Consider the following 19,944-nt stretch of genomic DNA (forward strand, 5'->3'; position numbering starts at 1 on the left):
CTTGCGGAAAAAGCCGTCTGACGGGTAAACACTTTTGACTTGGGGTCACGAATCCGGTCAGGAAAGCCCCAGAAGTTGTTCCGTTTCCCGCGCCAGGGCCACCAATCGGGGCCCGATATCCGCCGCGCGTTCCCGGTAGGGTCCATCGCCTGACGGCACGCCGCAGTTGAACACGTACAACAGCGACTGATAGGGGCGGCACAGCGGCGCCGCAAACCCGTAGGCATCAGGACGCCACTGCATGTTGTTGCCGCAATAGCCTTTGCGCTCCAGATCGCGGCCAGCCGTCTCCAGGCTGGGGAAATGTTCCGCGTAGTAGCGGGCGTCGGCCACGCGCAACTGGTTCAGCACGGCCGCCCGCTCGCTATCCGGCGCCCGGCACAGCCAGGCCTTGCCGGCGGCGCTGGCCAGCAGCGGCAACGACCCGCCGATGTCCGGACGCGTCTGCAAGGCGTCGTTGGACCGGGCGGTTTCCACGAACACCATCTGCAGCCGGTCGCGCACGACCAGCGACACCGCGCCACAGGCATGGTCGGCCAATTGCTTCATCAAGGGCCGCGCCAGTTGGCGGATCTGCATGCTGGCCAGCAAGGGATAGCTCAGCGCCAGCACGGACGCGCCCAGCCGATATCGGGCGGGCGGCCCCGACCGCTGCAAAAAACCCAGTTCGACCAACGTGTGCGTCAAGCGCGCCACGGCGCTCTTGGACAGGCCGGTCTGCTGCGCGAAATCCTTGTTGGCCAGCTCGGGTCGATCCGCCCGGAAACACGCCAGGATGTCGATGCCGTGCGCCAGGGTGGTGGCGAAATCGCGGTCCCGGTCAGGCGCCATCCTGACGCTCCAGCAATTTTTCAACGCGCGCCACCAGGCTCAGCAAACGTGGCGCGATGCGCTGGCGCAGGTCGCGTCCGCGCAGTCGCCGTAGCGGCACGCCGCAATTGAACACGAAGACCTGCCCGTCCACGCGCCGGCGCATCGGCACCGCCACGGCGTGCACATCGGTGTGCCAATCGCCTTCGGCCAGGCAATAGCCGTGCTGTGCGTAATCCTGGCGCGCCTGCTCCCATCCCGCCGCATTCCGCTGCCACGCGGCGGGATCCTGGGCGCGCAACGCGTCCAGCAGCGCGTCGGCTTCTGCAGCCTCGGCCTGCGCCAGCCAGGCGCGCCCCATGGCGGACTGAAGCATGGGCAGCATGGCCCCGATATCCGGCCGGAACGCCACGGCGTCATGGCCGCGGCAAGTCTCCAGATACACCATGTGCATGCCGTGGTGCATGCCTAGCGACGCCGATCCGCCCGCCGTATTCGCCAGACGCGTCATCAGCGGGCGCGCCAGCTGGCGCAGCTTGATGCTGGCCAGCAACGGGTAGCTCAACGACAACAGCGCCGTGCCCAACCGGTAGCGGCGCAGGCTGCTGTCGTATCGCAGCAGGCCGCGCTGGACCAGCGTCGAGGTCAGCCGCGAGATCGTCGCTTTGGACAAGCCGGTGCGGTCGGACAGTTCGCGGTTGCTGAGCGCCGGTTCGCCATGCCGGAACGTCTGCAACAGCGACAGGCCGTGGGCCAGCGTCGTGGCGAATGCGGGGTCAGGGTGGCGGCCGCCCAGGGGCGTGGTCATGGTCGCAATCCGGAAGTCGGCGCCACGTCGGATACGCGGGGCCTTTGCTGCCGATGATAGAGCAAGGTCACGCGGTTCCGGCATGCCGCGCGTTCAAGATAGCGAAACACTTGTCTCGCATTCGGCGGCGCTTTGCTAGCCTGAATCATCAGTCGCCCCGGACCAGGCTTCCCGATCCGGCAGGCGCCGCAATTAGAAAAATGGAGACACTTCATGATCAGAGACCCCGACGGCTTTCCCGCCTTTCTCGATTCGCTGCGCCGCTTCGTCCGCGAACAGCTGGTGCCGCGAGAGGCCGAAGTGGCCCGGTTGGACGAGGTGCCGGATGATCTGGTGCGCGCCATGGCCGGCCAGGGCATGTTCGGTTATTCGATCCCCGAAGCCTACGGCGGCGCCGGCATGAGCACCGAAGAACTGATCCGGGCCGCGCTCGAGCTGTCCCAATGTTCCGTGGCGTTCCGCGCCCGGGTCGGCACCAATACCGGCATCGGTTCCGAGGCCCTGGTGGCTGACGGCACCGAGCAGCAAAAGGAACGTTACCTGCCCCGGATGGCGTCCGGCGAGTTGACGGGATGCTTCGCGCTGACCGAACCGCAGGCGGGATCCGACGCCACGGCGCTACGCACCACCGCCGTGCGCGACGGCGACAGCTTCGTGCTGAACGGCGAAAAGTGCTTCATCACGAACGCGCCGCTGGCTGGCCTGTTCACCGTCATGGCGCGCACCGATGCGAACGCGCCGGGCGCGCGCGGCATCTCGGCCTTCATTGTGGAACGCGGCACGCCCGGGCTGTCCACCGGCCAGCCCTACGACAAGATGGGCCAGGCCGGGTCGCCCGTGTCGTCCGTGCATTTCGACAACTGCCGCGTGCCCGCCGCCAACATCATCGGCGGCCAGGAAGGCATGGGCTTCAAGACGGCCATGAAGGTGCTGAACAAGCAGCGCATTCATTTGGCGGCGCTGTGCATCGGGCCGGCCATCCGCATGCTGGACGACACCATGCGGTTCGTGGCCGAGCGTCAACAATTCGGCAAGCCGCTAATGGACTTCCAACTGATCCAGGCGATGCTGGCCGACTGCCAGACGGAAATCCAGGCGGCACTGGCGCTGGTGCTGCAAACCGCGCGCGAACGCGACGCCGGTCAGGACGTGACGCTGAACGCCTCGATCTGCAAGTACTTCGCGTCGGAAATGTGCGGCCGCGTGGCGGACCGCTGTGTGCAGATGCACGGCGGATACGGCTACATCGCCGACCAGGGCATTGAACGCTTCTACCGCGACGTGCGCCTGTTCCGCCTGTACGAAGGCACCAGCCAGATCCATCAACTGACCATCGCCCGCCATACGCTGACCCAGGCGGGCTACGCGCCCGGCCGCTAGGCCTGGGCGAACCCCGGGACCGCAGCCAGTAGAAGCGCGCGGCCCACCCGGCCTGTTCAACGAAGCAGGCCTTGAACCAAAGGAGAGACTGACATGCTGCATAAGCACCTGCCCAAATGGATCGCCGCCACAGCGGCCGCGTTGGCGTTCACCGCAGTGGCCCCCCACGCCGCGGCCGCCTATCCCGACAAGCCCGTCCGGCTGATCATCCCGTTTGCCCCGGGCGGCTCCACCGACATCCTTGGGCGCCTGCTGGCCGAAGCGCTGCACCCCATCCTGGGCCAGCCCGTCATCGTCGAGAACAAGCCCGGCGCCGGCGGCAACATCGGCGGCGACTTCGTCGCCCGGTCCGCCCCCGACGGCTATACGCTGCTGCTGGCCGCAGCCGGCCCCACCGTCATCAATCCCAGCCTGTACGCCAACATGCCGTTCAACCCGGCCAAGGACCTGGTGGCAATCACCTGCCTAGAAAAAGAGCACAACCTGATGGTGGTGACGAAGTCCCTGCCCGCCAAAACGCTACAGGAATTCCTGCAATACGCCCGCGCCAATCCCGGCAAGCTCTCTTTCGGGTCGCCAGGCAACGGGTCGCCCGCGCAACTGGCAGGCGAACTGCTCAAGCAAAAAGCCGGGCTGCAAGCCGAGCATGTGCCCTACAAGGGCACCGGCCCGGCCGTCACCGATCTGGTGGCCGGCCACATCGACTTCATGATCGACAACATGCCGGCGCTGTTGCCGCAGGTGAAGGCGGGCACCATCCGCGCCTTGGCCGTGCCCAGCGACCAGCGGGCGTCCGCAGCCCCCGACATCCCGACCTTCGACGAAGCCGGCCAGGCCGGATTCGTGGTCATGGCCTGGAAAGGCCTGATGGCCCCGGCCGGCACCCCGCCCGCCGTGGTCGACCGCCTGCACGCCGCGGTGGTCAAGGCCTTGCAGGATCCGCAGCTGCGGACCCGTTTCCAGGAACTGGGCGCCGAACCGCTGGGCAGTTCGCCCGCTGAATTCGCCAAGCAGATCGCGGACGAGACCGTGTGGTGGGGCAAGCTGGTGCAGTCCACCGGCACCAAAATCCAATAGCGCCGGACGGAGAACGCCATGCATCCCTTCGCCTTTATGCTGCGAGCCCTGTCCGTCATCGCGCTGACCGGGGCGACCGGCGTCCCCGTGGCCGCCGCGGCCTACCCGGACAAGCCCATCCGGCTGATCGTGCCCTACGCCGCGGGCGGTGGCGCCGACACCGCCGCCCGCATGATCGCCCGCAAACTGGCGCCGCTGATCGGCCAGACCGTGGTGGTCGAGAACAAGCCCGGCGGCGCCACGCAGATCGGCACCGCCTATGTCGCCGCGGCCGCCCCCGACGGCTACACCTTGCTGATGGGCACCGCCAATCTGGCCACCAATAGCGTGCTCTACAAGAAACTGCCGTACGACACGCAAAAGCGACTGACGCCGGTCGTGTGGGCCACCGACGTGCCGGTCTATCTGTTACTGCCGGCCGCCAGCCCCCATCGCAGCCTGGACGCGCTCAAGGTGGCAGCCGCACAAGAGCAGGGACTGACCTTCGCGACGGCGGGCACCGGCAGCATCCCGCACCTGGCCGGCGAGCAGTTCGCCCATCAGACCGGCATCCCGTTGCGGCACATTCCATACAAGGGCAGCAGCGAAGCCGCGACGGCGCTCGTCGGTGGACAGGTGCAACTAAGCTTCGACAACCTGGCCCCGGTCTATGCGCAGGTGCAAGCCGGCCGCCTGCGGCCCGTCGCCATCGCCGCGGCGGCACGCAACCCGGAACAGCCAGACGTGCCCACGTTGACGGAACTAGGCGTGCCGCTGGTCGCCTCGTCCTGGTGGGGCGTGATGGCCCCTGCCGGCACCCCGCCCGCCACCATCACCTTGCTGAACAGCCAGATCAATGCCGTGCTGGCGGATCCCGAAGTCCGCCGCTACTTCGCCGGGCTGGGCATGCGAGCCGTCGGCGGCACGCCGGACGCGTTCGGCCGGCATATCGCCACCGAGACCGACAAATGGCGCGCCGTGGTCCGTCAGGCCGGCGTGAAGATCGAGGAATAACCCCCATGCGACCCGACAAGCAACCCAGCGGCGACGCCGCGCTGCAAGACCTGTGCGCCCGCGTGCGCCAGTTCGTGGACGATATCGCCATCCCCGCGGAGTCCCCCGCCATCGCCCGAGACGTGGCCGCCTTGGACCGCTGCGTGGCAAGCCTGCGCGATCAGGCCCGCCAGGCCGGCCTGTATGCCCCGCAGTTGCCCGTCGAATGGGGTGGGCTGGGTTTGGGCTGGCACGCCCTGGCCCACGTGCTGGAAGAGGCGGGACGCGGATTCCTGGGCCCGGCCGCCCTGAACTGCGCGGCGCCCGACCAGCCCAACATGTTGACGTTGCTGCGCTTGGGCACGCCCGCCCAGCAGGAGCGCTTCCTTCGGCCCTTGGTCCGGGCGCAACAGCGCGCCTGCTTCGCCATGACCGAACCCGCGCCAGGCGCGGGCTCGGACCCGTCCATGCTGCGCACGCGCGCCGAACGGCGCGGCCAGCGATGGGTGCTGAACGGCCACAAGCAGTTCATCAGCGGCGGCGTGGGCGCGGACTTCGCGCTGGTGCTGGCGCAGGCAGACGCGGGCGTCACCCTGTTCGTCGTTCCCGCAAACACTCCGGGCTATCGCGTCGTGCGCGATATCGGCATGGTCACGGGCTATCAGATCGGCGGCCACGCCGAGATCGAATTGGACGGCTGCGACGTGGGCGACGACGCCGTGCTGGGCGAACCCGGCCGGGGCCTGGAATATGCCCAGTTGCGGCTGGAGCCCGCGCGCCTGTCGCATTGCATGCGCTACATCGGCCGCGCCCGCCGCGCGCTGGACGCCGCGCAGGCCTATGTCGCGCAACGTGAGTCCTTCGGCTCGCGGCTGGCCGATCTGCAGCAGATCCAGGCCATGGTCGCCGACTCGCACATCGACCTGCACGCCAGCCGGCTGATGACGTTGGACTGTGCGCGACGCATGGACGAAGGCCTGTCCGTGAAACAGCACAGCGCCATGACGAAGGTGTTCGTGTCCGAAGCCGTCAACCGCGTGGCCGACCGCGCCGTGCAGATGATGGGCGCATCCGGGCTGTCGGACGATACCCCCGTGGCCATGATCTGGCAGGAAATGCGCCCTTTCCGCATCTACGACGGCGCCAACGAGCTGCACCGCGCCACGCTGGCGCGCCGACTATTGGCGCGCGCCTGACCGTCTGAGGGAGACCCCCATGAGCATTCCAGAATTCCAGGCTTATCGCCTGCATGCCGGCCCGGCCGGCGAGGCCCCGCAAGGCCGCTTCGACACGCTGACGGTAGATCAATTGTCCGGCGGCGATACCTTGATCAAGGTGGCCTACGCCGGCCTGAACTACAAGGACGCGCTGGCGCAAGCGGGGCGCGGCAACGTCGTCCGGGACTATCCGCGCATCGGCGGCATTGACCTCTCGGGCACCGTCGTGCATTCCGCAGACCCATCGCTGCCACCCGGGCAGGAAGTCGTGGTGCACGGCTTTGGCATCGGCGTGGATTGCGACGGCGGCTACGCGGAATATGCGCGCGTACGCCACGACTGGGTGCTACCGCTGCCGCCCGGCATCAGCTTGCGCGACGCTGCCGTGCTGGGCGCCGCCGGCTACACCGCCGCCCTGTCGCTGCACTGGATGGAGCACTGCGGGCTGACACCCGAACAAGGCGAAGTGCTTGTGACGGGCGCCACAGGTGGCGTCGCCGGCATTGCCATCGACATCCTCAGCCAGCGCGGCTACACGGTGTGCGCCATGTCCGGCAAACCAGATGCCGGCGATTATCTGCGGTCGCTCGGCGCCTCCGAGGTCATCGCGCCGCCCGATCTGTCGGGTCCGCAGAAGCCGCTGATGAGCGCCCGTTGGGCTGGCATCATCGATTCCGTGGGAGGCAAGCTCCTGGCCCACGCCCTGGCCAGCCTACGGCCTGACGGCGTCGCCGCCGCCTTCGGCAACGCCGGTGGGGCCGACCTGCCCACCTCGGTCATCCCGTTCATCCTGCGCGGCGTCAAGCTGCTGGGCATCAACGCCAACAGCCCGATGCCATTGCGCCGCGCGCTATGGCAAAAGCTGGCCGCCGACTACCGCCCTGCGCGCCTGGATCTTGCCTCGCGCGTGATCGAACCCCGCGACCTGCCCCAGGCGCTGGCCGCCATGCTTGAACGCGGCAGCACCGGCCGCAGCGTCGTGCGCTTTTCCTGAACGCGCCTCCCGCTTGCGTTCGCTGAACCTTCTTGCCCAGACCATGACCCAGAATCCCGATTCCTCGCTGACCCGCCTGTTCAACCCCAGCAGCATCGCCGTCGTGGGCGCCTCCGCCACGCCCGGCAAGATCGGCGCCATGCCGGTCAGCCTGCTGCGCCAGCATGGCTACGACGGCCGCATCCTGCCCATCAACCCGCGCGCGGAATCCATCCAGGGCCTGGCTGCCGCGCCTGACCTGGCGGCGCTGGACACCGAGGCCGATCTGGTCATCCTGGCCGTGCCCGCGGCACTTGCCGCGCAGGCGCTGGAACAGGCGCGGCCTGGCCAGGTCGGCGGCGCGGTGGTGTTCACCTCCGGGTTTTCGGAGACGGGCGCCGCCGGCGCCGCCCTGCAAGAACAGCTGTGCACCATCGCCCGCGAACGCGGCATCCGGCTGCTGGGCCCCAATTGCCTGGGCTACATGAACATCCGGCGCAACATCTACGCCACGTTCTCCCCCGCCCCCGCCAACGGCACGGTCGCCCCCGGCGGCATCGGGATGGTGTCGCAAAGCGGCGCGTTCGGCGCCTATGCCTACTGCATGGCGCGCGACCGGGGCTTAGGGCTGTCGCACTGGATCAGCACGGGCAACGAGGCCGACGTCGACGTGGCAGACTGCATTGAATGGCTGGCCCGCGATGCCGACACGCGAGTCATCATGACGTACATGGAAGGCTGCCGCGACGGCGACAAGCTGCGCCGCGCCCTGTCCGCAGCGCGCGACGCCGGCAAACCTGTGGTCGTCACCAAGATCGGCCGCACCCAGGCCGGCGCACAGGCCGCCGCCTCGCACACCGCCGCGCTGGCGGGCGACGACGCCGTCTACGACGCCTTGTTCCGCCAATACGGCGCGGTGCGGGCTCGCACCATCGAAGAATTCTTCAACCTGGGCTATGCGCTGGACACCTGGAAGCAACGACCCCAAGGCAAACGCCTGGGCATCTTCACCATATCCGGCGGCGTGGGCGCGCTAATGGCGGACGACGCCCAGGACGCGGGGCTGTCGCTGCCCGAACCCGCCGCGGACGCCCAGGCCAGACTGCTGGAACGGGTACCGTTCGCCAGCGGCCGCAACCCGGTCGACGTCACCGGCCAGGTCGTTTCCGAACCCGGGCTGCTGTTGGCCACCGCCGAAGACATGCTGGCCGATGGCCGCTATGACGCGCTGGCGGTCTTCCTGGCCGCGGCGGGATCTTCCGACGCCCTGTGGCCCACCTTTGAAACCTTTGCTAGGGAAATGCGGGCCCGCCGGCCGGACGTGCCGCTGGCCATCAGCGCGCTGTTCCCGCCCGAACGCCGCCGCGAACTGGAAAAGCTGGGCACCCTGGTGTTCACGGACCCCAGCGCCGCGATCCGTACGATCGGCGCGGTAGCGGGCCTGGCTGCGCAGTCGGATGCCGACCCGGATCACGCCATCCCCTCTGCTCAACCCACAGCGCCGTTGCTGGCGTCCTACAACGAAGTGCAAGCCATGGACGTACTGCGCCAAGCCGGCCTGCCGGTGCCCGATTGCACGCTGGCTGCCGACGCCGACGCGGCCGCGCGCGCCGCCGCCGGAATGGGAGGCCCGGTCGTGCTGAAAGTGGTGTCGCCCGACATCCTTCACAAAAGCGATGTGGGCGGCGTGAAGCTGGGCCTGTCCGGCGACGATGCCGTGCGCGGCGCCCATGCCGCCATCCTGGACAGCGTCCGTACCCACCGCCCCGACGCGCGCATCGACGGCGTGTTGGTCGCGCCGATGGCAAAAAAGGGCGTGGAGTGCATCGCCGGCGTGCATTGCGACCCGGTGTTCGGACCGGTGGTCATGTTCGGGCTGGGCGGCGTGTTCGTGGAAGTGCTGAAAGACGTCAGCTTCCGCCTGGCGCCGTTTGGCCGCCAGCAGGCGCTGTCGATGATCCGCGAAATAAAAGGCTATGCCTTGCTGCAAGGGGCACGCGGCACGCCGCCGTGCGATATCGAGGCGCTGGCCGATGCGCTGGTCGCGCTGTCGCGCTTCTCCTACGCGCGGCGCAACGACTTCAGCTCGGTCGAGATCAACCCGCTGCTGGCCTTGCCGGAAGGCAGCGGCGCGTTGGCCCTGGACGCGGTGCTTATTCCCACCGCTTAGCGTGTCATGGAAGGCGGGGAGGCTTGTGCACCACTTGCACTTCTAATTCCCTACCCAACGAAAAGGGCGCCCTCACAGGCGCCCATTTCTTCACTCCGCGTGCCGCTTACTTCAGCAGCAGCGCGTTCAAGCGTTTCACGAAGGCGGCCGGGTCCGCGATCTGGGCGCCTTCGGCCAGCAAGGCCTGGTCCAGCAGCAGACGCGCCCATTGGTCGAACTCGCCGTCTTCGGCCGCGCGGATGCGCGCCAGCAGCGGGTGTTCCGGATTGATTTCCAGCACCGGCTTCACATTCGGCGCTTCCTGGCCGGCGGCCTTCAGCATGCGCAGCAGGTGCGGGCTGAGTTCGTTCTGGCCCACCACCACGCACGCCGGCGAATCCACCAGGCGCAAGGTCACGCGCACTTCCTTGACCTGCTCTTCCAGCGTCTTCTGCAAGCGCTCGACCAAGGGCTTGAAGTCTTCGGCCACTTCGGCCTGGTGCTTCTTCTCTTCTTCGTCAGCCAGTTCGGCCAGGTCCAGGCCGCCCTTGGCCACCGACACCAGCGACTTGCCGTCGAATTCGCGCAGGTAGGACAGCATCCATTCATCCACGCGGTCCGACAGCAGCAGCACTTCGATGCCCTTCTTGCGGAAGATTTCCAGATGCGGGCTGTTGCTGGCCGCGGCGAACGTATCCGCCGTCACGTAGTAGATCTTGTCCTGGCCTTCCTTCATGCGCGACACGTAGTCGGCGAACGACACCGTCTGCGCCTGATCGCCCGAATGCGTGGAGGCGAAACGCATCAGCTTGGCGATGCGCTCAAGGTTGCCCGAGTCTTCGCCCGCGCCTTCCTTCAGCACCTGGCCGAATTCCGACCAGAACGTGGCGTAGTCTTCCGGCTTGTTCTCGGCCAGGTCTTCCAGCAGCGACAGGATGCGCTTGGCAGAGCCTTCGCGGATCGCGCGCACGTCGCGGCTTTCCTGCAGGATTTCACGCGACACGTTCAACGGCAGGTCGGCGGAATCGATCACGCCGCGCACAAAGCGCAGGTACGACGGCAACAGCTGGTCGGCGTCGTCCATGATGAAAACGCGCTTCACGTACAGCTTCACGCCATGGCGGCCGTCGCGGTCCCACATGTCCATCGGGGCATGCTTGGGCACATACAACAACTGCGTGTATTCGCTGCGGCCTTCCACGCGGTTGTGCGTCCAGGCCAACGGGGCGTCGTAGTCATGCGATACCGTCTTGTAGAACTCGCGGTACTGCTCTTCCGTCACGTCCGATTTGCTGCGGGCCCACAGCGCGTTCGCCTGGTTCACCGTTTCCAGTTCGTCGGTCTTGACCTGTTCGCCCTTCTCCTGGTCCCACTCTTCCTTGGCCATGCGGATCGGCAAGGAGATGTGGTCGGAGTAGCGGCGCAGGATCTCGCGCAGCTTCCAACCGTTCAGCAGTTCGTCTTCGTCGGCGCGCAGATGCAGCGTGACGTCCGTGCCGCGCGAGGCCTTCTCGGCGGCGGCAATCGTGAATTCGCCCTGGCCGTCCGATTCCCACTGGATCGCGTCCGTGGCGCCAGCGCGGCGGCTGACCACCGTGACTTTGTCCGCCACGATGAACGACGAATAGAAGCCTACGCCGAACTGGCCGATCAGCTGCGCATCCTTCTGCTTGTCGCCCGTCAGCTGGGAAAAGAATTCCCGCGTGCCGGAACGCGCGATCGTGCCCAGGTTGGCCACGGCCTCGTCCCGCGACAGGCCAATGCCGTTGTCCGAAATCGTGATCGTGCGGGCGTCCTTGTCGTAGCTGACCGTGATGGCCAGTTCGCCATTGCCTTCCAGCAGCTCGGGCTGGTCGATGGCTTCAAAGCGCAGCTTGTCGCAGGCGTCCGACGCGTTCGACACCAGCTCGCGCAGGAAGATTTCCTTGTTGCTGTACAGCGAATGGATCATCAGGTGCAGCAGTTGCTTCACCTCGGCCTGGAACCCCAGGGTTTCGGACGTGGAAGACGTGGCGGTTTGGCTCATAGTTTTACGGGAAGGTCGAAAAAATTAGGGACAAATAACGATGCAAGTTCCGGGGCGGCAATGCTGCGCGGCATCCCGGAAACCCTACAGTTGTGGGGGCTATCGGGCACTTTTCAAGACGGGTCAAAACCATGACAGGAACCCTCGATACCGGACCTTCGCCTCCAGCACCTCGTCACTGGCCGGCACCGCCAGTTTTCCGCTTCGAAGCAGCTTGCGGATATCGTCCATCCGGATATCCAGGGTCTGCTGAGAGCGCAGCAGGAAATCCGCCGTTTCGCGATCCATGATCCGGTAAATGGGGCTGAAGACCAATTGGCTGCTACCCGTCTGGTCCAGGTAATAGCGCTGGTCGCCGTTCTGCCAGACCGAACCGAACTGGTGATAGACGTCGCCCAGTTTCTTCCATTCGCCGCTCGGTGCATCCTTCAAGCGCTTGATCAGCGTAGACCGGGAAATCAGCCCGCCGCCGCCTCGGGACGAACGCCAGGATTCCGCCCCCTTCAAAAACAGCACCTGCTTGCCGTCCCAGAACACGAAGGGCGACAGCGCGGTAAACCCGCCGGAGGCGAACGGGTCATCGCCGGCCCGCTCCATCCGCCGCTTTTGGCCGTTATAGAAATAAATGCCATCGCGGCCGGCAAACAGCGCCTGCTTCACGTGCTGCCCGTCCTTGCTAAGCAACCGGTATGGCGCGTGCGCCGCGTCAAACGCGTGGGTGCCCACGTACACCATGCCGTCGCGTGGGTCGTAGAGATACGGCTCGCGATCCAGGTCCCCCACCTTGAACGCGCGGAGCGCCGGGTCATCCGACAGCGGCAGCAACGACTCATGGAAATAGACCCGGCGCCCGTCACCAAAGAAATCATCGCTTAGTAGCTCCCTGCCATCACGGGACGCGGGCAACCGCCGCAACGTGTCCGGATTCGCCTGCGGGACTTCGCGGCCCCGGTAGAACACCTTGGCGCCGTCGGTCGCCAGGTCACGGTCCAACAGCGCCCGGTATGGCCGCGCGCTGGCCGGCAACGCGGCAAAGGGATACAGATAGTTCTGCGGCTTGGCGCCGCGCCCCATCCCGAAGAGGATCGTTTGCCAGACCTCTTGGACCGAACTCAAGTCGGGGTTCACCACCGAGAACAGCGAGCAGTAATAGGTCGTCGACCCGTCGCCGAAATAACTGTTGCCCAGGTATTGCGTGGATGCCGGCGACATGCCCGGCAGGATCCGGTTGCCGCAATACACGTGACGGGCGTCTTTTGCCGCTTGGCGGCCGTCGTAGACCGGCGTGTCGAACGGCCTGAAGCTCTCCGGGTGCGCCTCGTCCATCCGGTAATAGCCGTTGCTGGGCACGGCGGCGTAGACCCCGCCCTGATAGTGCTTATAGATGCTGGCCCGATACGATTCGCCCTTATCGGCCGCGGCGTACGGATCGTCGTCCAAGACGAATATCAGCAGCGACATCGGCAAACCGGCGATGACCAAAGCCAAAACGATCCCGATCCATCTCGTGCGTTTCTGCATTACGGTTTCTGCATCACAATTCGGCCCGGCGGGCGCCTGGCGGCATGAAGTTGGCGGCACAAATTCTAGCAAGCAGGCGTGCCCAGAGGCTCGCGCGGTCCCTTTCCCCGGGCGGGCCCGAGCCTTCCCCGCTAAAATCCCGCACTTTCCCCTCCTACCCCACCCGGCCGGCCCTCCGCCATGCAACCCGCCTCCCTCTCCCAACCCGCCCCCCATAGCGCCGCCGACGACGCGCCCAGCCATGACCTGGTCTACGGCCCCGACGATCGCCCCGCGCCTCCCGTCGCCTTCGTCGCCGCGCTTCAGCACCTGCTGGCCATCCTGGTCCCCATCGTCACCCCCGGCCTCTTGATCTGCCAGGCGCTTGGCGTGAGCACGCGCGACACCACGCTGATCGTGTCGATGTCGCTGGTCATCTCCGGCATCGCCACCTACGTGCAGTGCAAGCGCTTCGGCCCCCTGGGCGCGGGGCTGCTCATCGTGCAGGGCACCAGCTTCAACTTCGTCGGACCGCTGATCGCGGGCGGCTCGGTCATGGTCAAGCAAGGCATCCCGGTCGAAGCCGTCATGGCCGCGATCTTCGGCGTCGTCATCGCCGGCTCGTTCGTCGAGATGGGCATCAGCCGCATCCTGCCCTTCGTCAAACGCCTGATCACCCCGCTCGTCACCGGCATCGTCGTGCTGCTGATCGGCCTGACGCTGATCAAGGTCGGCCTGATCAGCATGGGCGGCGGCTTCGGCGCCATGGCCAACGGCACCTTCGCCAGCGCAGAAAACCTGACCCTGTCGGGTCTGGTGCTGGGCACCATCATCCTGCTGAACCGCGTGCCGGTCGTCTGGATCCGCAGCACCGCACTCGTCCTGGCGCTGGCCGTCGGCTACATCGCCGCCGCTTACATGGGCCGCCTGGACTTCACCGGCGCCCGCGAAGCCGCGCTCTTCCAGATCCCCGTGCCGCTGCACTTCGGCCTGGGCTTCTCGTGGGCCCTGTTCGTGCCGATGCTGATCATCTACCTGGTCACGTCCCTGGAAGCCATCGGCGACGTGACCGCCACCAGCAAGGTGTCCAAGCAGCCCGTCGAAGGCCCGTTGTGGATGCAGCGCATCAAGGGCGGCGTCCTTGTCAACGGCGCGAATTCGCTCCTGGCCGGCGTCTTCAACACCTTCCCCAGCTCGGTCTTCGCGCAGAACAACGGCGTGATCCAGCTGACCGGCATCGCCAGCCGCCATGTTGGCGTGTGGATCGCCGGCATGCTCATCCTGCTGGGCCTGTTTCCGGGCGTGGCCGGCGTGCTGCAAGCCGTGCCCGAACCCGTCCTGGGCGGCGCCGCCATGGTCATGTTCGGCGCCGTGGCCGCCTCCGGCATCAACATCCTGGCCGGCATCCATCTGGACCGCCGCGCGCTGCTGATCATCGCCGTGTCCCTGGCCCTGGGCCTGGGCGTGTCGCAAGTGCCGGAAATCCTGTCGCACCTGCCGCATGCGGTCAAAAGCGTGCTGGAGTCGGGCGTAGCTACCGGCGGCATCTGCGCCCTGGTGATGAACTGGTTCCTTCCCGAGAAGAAGTAAGTTTTTGAAGGGGCCGATCCGGGTTGCCGCCTGCGGGCAGCACCCAAATCGGCCCCGTCGGAAGGCCCCGATTCCGGGCCGCCTGACAATTTACGAAAGTCCGCATATAATCGCTGTCTTCGTTCTCCCGCAGCCGTCATCTGGACGTGTTCGCGACCCCCTTGCCCGGGTGGTGAAATTGGTAGACGCAGGGGACTCAAAATCCCCCGCCGCAAGGCGTGCCGGTTCGATTCCGGCCCCGGGCACCATCTCCAAATCTTCTGCCAATTCAAGCCGTTAGAAGATTTCTCAGTACAAACCCCGCACCGGGGGATTTTCCTAAAATTGTGGTCAGGTACAGTTTCGGTACAGTGATGCGGCGCTAGCCTCATACGGAGTACTCATGGCTACGATTGTTAAGACGTCCTCGGGCACTTGGAAAGCCCTCATTCGCAAGACAGGCTGGCCGGCCACGGCCAAGACGTTCCGCACCAAGCGGGACGCCGAAGACTGGGCGCGCCGTACCGAAGACGAAATGGTGCGCGGCGTATACATCCAGCGGGCGCCGGCCGAGCGCATGACCGTCGAAGCGGCGTTGACCCGCTACCTCAAGGAAGTCACGCCCACCAAGCGGGAATCGACCCAAGCCGGCGAACACAAGAAGGCGCAGGTCATCATCCGGCATCTTGGCAAGTACTCGCTGGCAGCTCTGAACGCCGAGATCGTGGCGCAGTTCCGTGACATGCGACTGGCCGGCGAGCCGGACAAGAATGGCAAGCTACGGCCTCGCAGTAACAACACGGTACGCTTGGAACTGGCACTGCTGGGCCACCTGTTCACCGTCGCGATCAAAGAATGGGGCATCGGCCTGCTCTTCAATCCCGTGTCCAACATTCGCCGCCCGGCCCCGGGCTCGGGCCGCAACCGGCGATTGACTCCCGAAGAACAGACCCGCCTGCTACAAGCCGTCGATAAGCACTCGAACCCGATGTTCGGATGGATCGTCCGCATTGCCGTTCAAACCGGCATGCGGCTGTCCGAGATTGCGACGCTGCGTATTCGGCAAGTGGACATCGAGCGGCGCGTCGTGCGGCTGGAGCACACCAAGAACTCTTCGCCCCGCACCGTTCCTCTGACTGCCGAGGCAACGCGCGTGTTCACCGAAGCCCTTGCCAACCCCGTGCGCCCAGCCGAAACCGAACTGGTGTTCTTCGGCGAACCCGGCCGGGATGGCATACGACGCCCCTACCTGTTCGACAAAGCATGGACCGATGCCAAGCGAGCAGCGGGCCTTGAAGACTTCCGCTTTCACGACCTGCGGCACGAGGCTGTCAGCCGGTTCGTGGAAGCCGGCTTGAGCGATCAGGAGGTGTCGGCCATCAGCGTCCACAAATCGATGCAGATGCTCAAGCGCTATACGCATCTTCGCGCCGAAGACCTGGTGCAGAAGCTGGACCGCATCGCGCGGCGCGCGCCGTCCGCTTCTAAACAACGAGGTGAAGCCGACTCCCAAACAGAGAACAACGCATAATCGCTCCATCGCGTTGCCATAATGAACAACCGATTGTCTTAACCTACAGAGGAAGCTAGTTTTGCATACCGCTATCAAGATCGTCGCCATCAGCAGCCTTGCCCTTACCCTTACCGCGTGCGGCAGCGCCAAGGACGCCAACAAGAGCAACTTCAGCAAGGCCATACAGGCATACCTGGACACTCAAAAGGGCCTATGCGCTGCGATTCCTGCTAAGGGCTTGCCGTTCACCCTGGCGAATCAAGACATGCTGGGCGGTCAGAGCAAGAAGCGCGCCGACGCCCTGGTCGATGCCGGGCTGCTGACGAAGCGCGACACCGAAGTCAAAGCCATGTTTGGCAACAAGATGGAGCCGGCCACCGAGTACCAAATCACTGACACCGGCAAGAAATTCCTCGTCGCCAATGGTGCCAATACGATGGCTGGACAAGATGCCTTCTGCACCGGCAAGTACACCGTTGTGGAAGTGAGCAACTTCACTGAACCCAGCGACATGATGGGCGTAAAGCTGTCGCAGGTGAACTACCGCTACAAGGTAGAAGGTGCAGATGACTGGGCCAAATCGGAAAGCATGCGTGCCAATTACAAGAACTTTGCGGAACAGACGCAGGGAGATATCCAGGGTAAGGCGGCTGTCATCCTGACCAACGATGGATGGATGCACGAGCGCCTGTTCAAGCGCGGATAAACGACGCTGAGTCAGTTCTAAACGAAAGGCCTTTCACCTATGAGTGAAGGGCCTTTTCTTTGGTTCTACGCCATCTTGGGGGTTGAAGGGTCGCAGAACGACCCGAATCGGAAGTTCGACAACTAAATGCCCGATTGCTTTGCTGCGGATTCTGGCCACTCACCCCGAGTACCCAATGAACACCCCCCGGTGTCATAGCGGTCAACAAGTTTGCAACAAAGAGCGGTCGGTACGGGCCGTATTGCCAACGTGTCGTCAATGACATCAATGACTGGGTGGTTGAGACGATGAGCAATCCAAACCATCTGTTGGAGCTATCCCTGCCCGTCGTCGCTGTCAGATTAGAGACAATGAAGATTGCAAAGTGACTGCCCAAGCTCAAAATTCAATCAACGGCGGCCTTTTTGGCTCAATCCACGCGCTCGATCATCCCGAGAAGGGTATAGGTAATCTTCATTGGTCTCGCAGGGCGGGTGAGGGTGCGGGTCCTGATCCGCACGCGCCAACGTTCACCGATGGCATTGCCGGCAGCAAGCAGAGCCTCCAAGTCACGGCGAGCAAACTCCCGCGCAACCATGCCGGTTATCGGCGGCTCACCGTCGATGATGCGCAACTCGAATCGTCGCGAATCCGGCAGGATAAAGACCTTACCGACGAATTCCTCGTGCTCTTGCTCGTCAATATCAGCGGCGCGAGCGCGTTCTCGACCTCGCTGGATAGCTTCGCTATTGAATTCAATCTCACGGTCACTTTCAACTACCCTGAGCAATGCACGCCTCTCGTCCATGACTTCAAAGAAGTCTCCCAGCGCAGTGAGAAAGCGCGGCGCCATGCCATCGAGCGCCTGCTCGAAAGCATCCATTGCTGGCGCAGTGGCGGCGGCCAAGGTATCAATGACATGATCAACGACGACTTTCAATTGCGTGTCTGCGAAGGCGGCGTTCTGATCCGCTTCCTCGAGCAACAGGCCTACAGAGCCACGAACAACATTGGTAACGAGCAAGTCGGAGTTCGCCTGCATCGCCACCGGCCCCCGACGGCCAACCTCCCCAACCTCCTCCATCGCGAACTGCTTGGACACTAAGTCCTGGAAGAGGGCAACCGTCTTGCCTGCGAACGTCGCGTCGATACCCCTAGAGCCAACTACAGGCCCACCGGCAAAGAACAGTGCCACCGCCGCTTTGTGTTGGGCTGCCATTTCGACCTCAGCCAACTTTGCCGCCAGGGCGGCTCGTCTCTTGTTTAACTGCAGAAAGCCGATGGGGTCGTTCTCCGCAGTGCGGCCTTGCAAGAGTCGATCCAAGGAACTGATGTCCGCTCGCAGTGACTGAAGTTCAAGTTTCTTGAGCATGGCCTGCCTCGACTGTGTCAAGCAAGACAAGCGCGTCAGCGTCGTCGCTCATCAGGGGTACGGTGACAAGCCCTTTCCACATGAAAGTGTCACGCTGGTGCGAGAAGAGACCATACCAATACATGGTGTCTGCAACCACGTATCTTGCGTCCTTGGTAAGGTCAATGAAGAAAGAGTCACAGCAATACTCTTCCTTCACGGTGTCCCGATCAAACAGCGCTGCATTCTGCTGGACAAACTCCATGACTTGGTGCGGGAGCACAGGCAGGTGCGAAAAGGTGACGACGTCAAGGTCAGATGGCGGGCGGGCGCGCAGGCGCTCGCAGTCTTCCACGAAACTGCCATCGAACATTTGGAATCCTGTGATGATGCCAATGTTCCGCAGGGCCTGGCGATATGCCAGCAGCCGTCGCAGGATGTTTCGCCTTGGCGGCGACTGACCGAATTGGTTGACGAAACCACGCATCGTCGTCTCGTATGGCGACGCGAGATTTCGCTCCATGCCCGGGTTTTCACCAACAAATGGTGGCAGCACGCCGGAAGCATTGAATTCTGGCAGCACGAATGTCTCCCCTTAAACCATGTAGGCGTGGAGCACAACAACCGTATATGTTGCCAGGCTGGTCGATTCTCGGCCCATATCTGGATTCCAATGAGAATCATCCCTTATAGGATCCTATGTATGCAAAGCTAGCAATGCCAACTTCCACAGGTCTCAACTCCTGGCGCCTGACTGTTGTCCTTCCAAAAGCCGCTTCAAAACCATGCCAGCCTACGATAAGAAACAGTATGTTACCTCGAGTAGCTCGGGAGATGTAGCCGCATAGAAATTGGCTTTCGGTCAATGCTGATAACCACCTACCAAAACTGAGCGACCGCAGGCGATCTTCAATGGGACCTTGGCAACGAAAGTGAATGTCGGCGCCTGGCCGCGAACTGCCCTCGCCGACCGGCCGATAACGACCCATCGCGGTCAATGGGGTGAAACGGTTTGCTATGACCGATCAGGAGTCGGAAGTAGGCATACGGAGGCCACGACCACACGTGGTTATGCCCCAAGTTCAAGGCCCACTACCCATCAGGGGAACCGAGCAGTGCGGAGGCACGGCAGGCGCGCTGTTTAAAAACGAGTGCTCGGCTTTCTTTCCACTCATGGTCAACTTCTTGTTATTCGCTTGCAGGCTTCCGTGCAGCTCGGAATGTGTCCATCAAACGGTGGTTTTCTGAACAGATCAAAGTGGCGCACTTGTGTCCGTGAAAGCCGCCTATGAGTGTTAATATCGGCGTCAAGTTTTCAATGTCCTGGATGCGTCCATGAATCAACGCATAGGCTACGCCCGCGTATCGACCGATGATCAGCACCTTGACCTGCAGCGTGATGCGCTCCAGCAGGCGGGGTGCGGCGCGATCTACGAGGAAGCGGCCAGCGGAAAGAATGCGGCTCGCCCCGAGCTCGGGCAATGCCGAAAGGCGCTCCGGGCTGGGGACACCCTAGTCGTCTGGCGGCTGGATCGCCTTGGCCGGAGCTTGCCCGACCTAGTGCAGATCGTGACCGATCTTGAGCAGCGTGGCGTCGGGTTTGAGAGTTTGACAGAAAAGATCGAAACCGGCAGCGCGGCAGGCAAGCTGATTTTTCATGTATTCGCAGCGCTGGCCGAATTTGAGCGTGGCTTGATCCGTGAGCGGACACAAGCCGGTTTGGCTGCTGCTCGTGCCCGTGGCCGGTCGGGTGGACGCAAGCCAAAGCTGGGGGAAAAGGATGTGCGAGAAATCAAAGCACTCCTGAATTCACCTGACATCAAAGTGGCTGATGTGGCGCGCCGTTATGGCGTTTCTCGGACAACGCTCTATAAGTACGTAGGTGTAGTCACGCCGAATAAGCGAGACAGCTGA

16 protein-coding genes and 1 tRNA gene are annotated in these 19,944 nt (G+C 64.2%); 11 read left to right on the forward strand and 6 right to left on the reverse strand.

Annotation, left to right across the window (positions count from 1 at the left end; genetic code table 11):
• Window positions 1-57 precede the first annotated feature (57 nt).
• Both HG262_RS02980 and HG262_RS02985 read right to left on the reverse strand, forming a co-directional pair.
• On the reverse strand, window positions 58-831 hold the full coding sequence (locus tag HG262_RS02980; protein ID WP_169269626.1) for an IclR family transcriptional regulator: 774 nt from the start codon (window positions 829-831) through the stop codon (window positions 58-60).
• Window positions 821-1,618: a helix-turn-helix domain-containing protein gene (locus HG262_RS02985; RefSeq protein ID WP_169269627.1), complete on the reverse strand. Its 798-nt coding sequence runs from the start codon at window positions 1,616-1,618 to the stop codon at window positions 821-823. Before HG262_RS02985 ends, HG262_RS02980 begins: the two co-directional genes overlap by 11 nt.
• A 213-nt stretch (window positions 1,619-1,831) precedes the next feature.
• On the opposite strand from HG262_RS02985, the gene HG262_RS02990 reads away from it, so the two are divergent.
• From HG262_RS02990 to HG262_RS03015, 6 genes are all read left to right on the forward strand, one after another.
• On the forward strand, window positions 1,832-2,998 hold the full coding sequence (locus HG262_RS02990; RefSeq protein ID WP_169269628.1) for an acyl-CoA dehydrogenase family protein: 1,167 nt from the start codon (window positions 1,832-1,834) through the stop codon (window positions 2,996-2,998).
• A 93-nt stretch (window positions 2,999-3,091) separates the two neighbouring features.
• Window positions 3,092-4,075: a tripartite tricarboxylate transporter substrate binding protein gene (locus HG262_RS02995; RefSeq protein WP_169269629.1), complete on the forward strand. Its 984-nt coding sequence runs from the start codon at window positions 3,092-3,094 to the stop codon at window positions 4,073-4,075.
• An 18-nt stretch (window positions 4,076-4,093) separates the two neighbouring features.
• Window positions 4,094-5,068 carry a tripartite tricarboxylate transporter substrate-binding protein gene (locus tag HG262_RS03000; protein ID WP_248293211.1) on the forward strand — a complete coding sequence of 325 codons (975 nt, stop codon included), beginning with the start codon at window positions 4,094-4,096 and terminating at the stop codon, window positions 5,066-5,068.
• Between the two features lie 5 nt (window positions 5,069-5,073).
• Window positions 5,074-6,243: an acyl-CoA dehydrogenase family protein gene (locus tag HG262_RS03005; RefSeq protein WP_169269630.1), complete on the forward strand. Its 1,170-nt coding sequence runs from the start codon at window positions 5,074-5,076 to the stop codon at window positions 6,241-6,243.
• A gap of 19 nt (window positions 6,244-6,262) precedes the next feature.
• Entirely contained in the window at window positions 6,263-7,258 is a 996-nt protein-coding gene (locus HG262_RS03010; protein WP_169269631.1) for an acryloyl-CoA reductase, read from the forward strand.
• Between the two features lie 43 nt (window positions 7,259-7,301).
• Window positions 7,302-9,407 carry an acetate--CoA ligase family protein gene (locus HG262_RS03015; protein ID WP_169269632.1) on the forward strand — a complete coding sequence of 702 codons (2,106 nt, stop codon included), beginning with the start codon at window positions 7,302-7,304 and terminating at the stop codon, window positions 9,405-9,407.
• A 106-nt stretch (window positions 9,408-9,513) separates the two neighbouring features.
• On the opposite strand, the gene htpG is transcribed toward HG262_RS03015, so the two are convergent.
• Both htpG and HG262_RS03025 read right to left on the reverse strand, forming a co-directional pair.
• Window positions 9,514-11,412 carry a molecular chaperone HtpG gene (gene htpG, locus HG262_RS03020; protein WP_169269633.1) on the reverse strand — a complete coding sequence of 633 codons (1,899 nt, stop codon included), beginning with the start codon at window positions 11,410-11,412 and terminating at the stop codon, window positions 9,514-9,516.
• A 123-nt stretch (window positions 11,413-11,535) separates the two neighbouring features.
• Entirely contained in the window at window positions 11,536-12,900 is a 1,365-nt protein-coding gene (locus HG262_RS03025) for a DKNYY domain-containing protein (RefSeq protein ID WP_248293212.1), read from the reverse strand.
• Between the two features lie 213 nt (window positions 12,901-13,113).
• Between HG262_RS03025 and HG262_RS03030 the strand changes: the two genes are divergently transcribed.
• The 4 genes from HG262_RS03030 (at window position 13,114) to HG262_RS03045 (ending at window position 16,700) form a co-directional block, all read left to right on the forward strand.
• Window positions 13,114-14,502, forward strand: coding sequence for a nucleobase:cation symporter-2 family protein (locus HG262_RS03030; RefSeq protein ID WP_169269635.1), 1,389 nt, complete (start codon window positions 13,114-13,116; stop codon window positions 14,500-14,502).
• Window positions 14,503-14,665: 163 nt separating this feature from the next.
• Window positions 14,666-14,750, forward strand: a tRNA-Leu gene (locus tag HG262_RS03035).
• Between the two features lie 134 nt (window positions 14,751-14,884).
• Window positions 14,885-16,012: a site-specific integrase gene (locus HG262_RS03040; RefSeq protein WP_169269636.1), complete on the forward strand. Its 1,128-nt coding sequence runs from the start codon at window positions 14,885-14,887 to the stop codon at window positions 16,010-16,012.
• Between the two features lie 61 nt (window positions 16,013-16,073).
• The gene (locus HG262_RS03045; protein ID WP_169269637.1) at window positions 16,074-16,700 is read left to right on the forward strand and encodes a hypothetical protein; all 627 of its coding nucleotides are present in this window, start codon (window positions 16,074-16,076) and stop codon (window positions 16,698-16,700) included.
• Between the two features lie 409 nt (window positions 16,701-17,109).
• Here HG262_RS03045 and HG262_RS03050 read toward each other — a convergent pair whose 3' ends face one another.
• Both HG262_RS03050 and HG262_RS03055 read right to left on the reverse strand, forming a co-directional pair.
• A complete protein-coding gene (locus HG262_RS03050) occupies window positions 17,110-18,051 on the reverse strand; it encodes a hypothetical protein (RefSeq protein WP_169269638.1) in 942 nt (313 codons plus the stop codon).
• The gene (locus HG262_RS03055) at window positions 18,035-18,613 is read right to left on the reverse strand and encodes a hypothetical protein (protein WP_169269639.1); all 579 of its coding nucleotides are present in this window, start codon (window positions 18,611-18,613) and stop codon (window positions 18,035-18,037) included. The genes HG262_RS03050 and HG262_RS03055 overlap by 17 nt, the downstream gene beginning before the upstream one ends.
• A 752-nt stretch (window positions 18,614-19,365) precedes the next feature.
• Here HG262_RS03055 and HG262_RS03060 point away from each other — a divergent pair.
• Window positions 19,366-19,944 carry a recombinase family protein gene (locus tag HG262_RS03060; RefSeq protein ID WP_111825961.1) on the forward strand — a complete coding sequence of 193 codons (579 nt, stop codon included), beginning with the start codon at window positions 19,366-19,368 and terminating at the stop codon, window positions 19,942-19,944.

This window comes from Achromobacter sp. Bel (genome assembly GCF_012928505.1).
GTDB lineage: Bacteria > Pseudomonadota > Gammaproteobacteria > Burkholderiales > Burkholderiaceae_B > Achromobacter.

What these genes read in the sequence shown, in the direction of transcription:
- HG262_RS02980 (WP_169269626.1), bottom strand. Translation starts at nt 831, where the DNA reads ATGGCGCCTGACCGGGACCGCGATTTCGCCACCACCCTGGCGCACGGC.
- HG262_RS02985 (WP_169269627.1), bottom strand. Translation starts at nt 1,618, where the DNA reads ATGACCACGCCCCTGGGCGGCCGCCACCCTGACCCCGCATTCGCCACG.
- HG262_RS02990 (WP_169269628.1), top strand. Translation starts at nt 1,832, where the DNA reads ATGATCAGAGACCCCGACGGCTTTCCCGCCTTTCTCGATTCGCTGCGC.
- HG262_RS02995 (WP_169269629.1), top strand. Translation starts at nt 3,092, where the DNA reads ATGCTGCATAAGCACCTGCCCAAATGGATCGCCGCCACAGCGGCCGCG.
- HG262_RS03000 (WP_248293211.1), top strand. Translation starts at nt 4,094, where the DNA reads ATGCATCCCTTCGCCTTTATGCTGCGAGCCCTGTCCGTCATCGCGCTG.
- HG262_RS03005 (WP_169269630.1), top strand. Translation starts at nt 5,074, where the DNA reads ATGCGACCCGACAAGCAACCCAGCGGCGACGCCGCGCTGCAAGACCTG.
- HG262_RS03010 (WP_169269631.1), top strand. Translation starts at nt 6,263, where the DNA reads ATGAGCATTCCAGAATTCCAGGCTTATCGCCTGCATGCCGGCCCGGCC.
- HG262_RS03015 (WP_169269632.1), top strand. Translation starts at nt 7,302, where the DNA reads ATGACCCAGAATCCCGATTCCTCGCTGACCCGCCTGTTCAACCCCAGC.
- htpG (WP_169269633.1), bottom strand. Translation starts at nt 11,412, where the DNA reads ATGAGCCAAACCGCCACGTCTTCCACGTCCGAAACCCTGGGGTTCCAG.
- HG262_RS03030 (WP_169269635.1), top strand. Translation starts at nt 13,114, where the DNA reads ATGCAACCCGCCTCCCTCTCCCAACCCGCCCCCCATAGCGCCGCCGAC.
- HG262_RS03040 (WP_169269636.1), top strand. Translation starts at nt 14,885, where the DNA reads ATGGCTACGATTGTTAAGACGTCCTCGGGCACTTGGAAAGCCCTCATT.
- HG262_RS03050 (WP_169269638.1), bottom strand. Translation starts at nt 18,051, where the DNA reads ATGCTCAAGAAACTTGAACTTCAGTCACTGCGAGCGGACATCAGTTCC.
- HG262_RS03060 (WP_111825961.1), top strand. Translation starts at nt 19,366, where the DNA reads ATGAATCAACGCATAGGCTACGCCCGCGTATCGACCGATGATCAGCAC.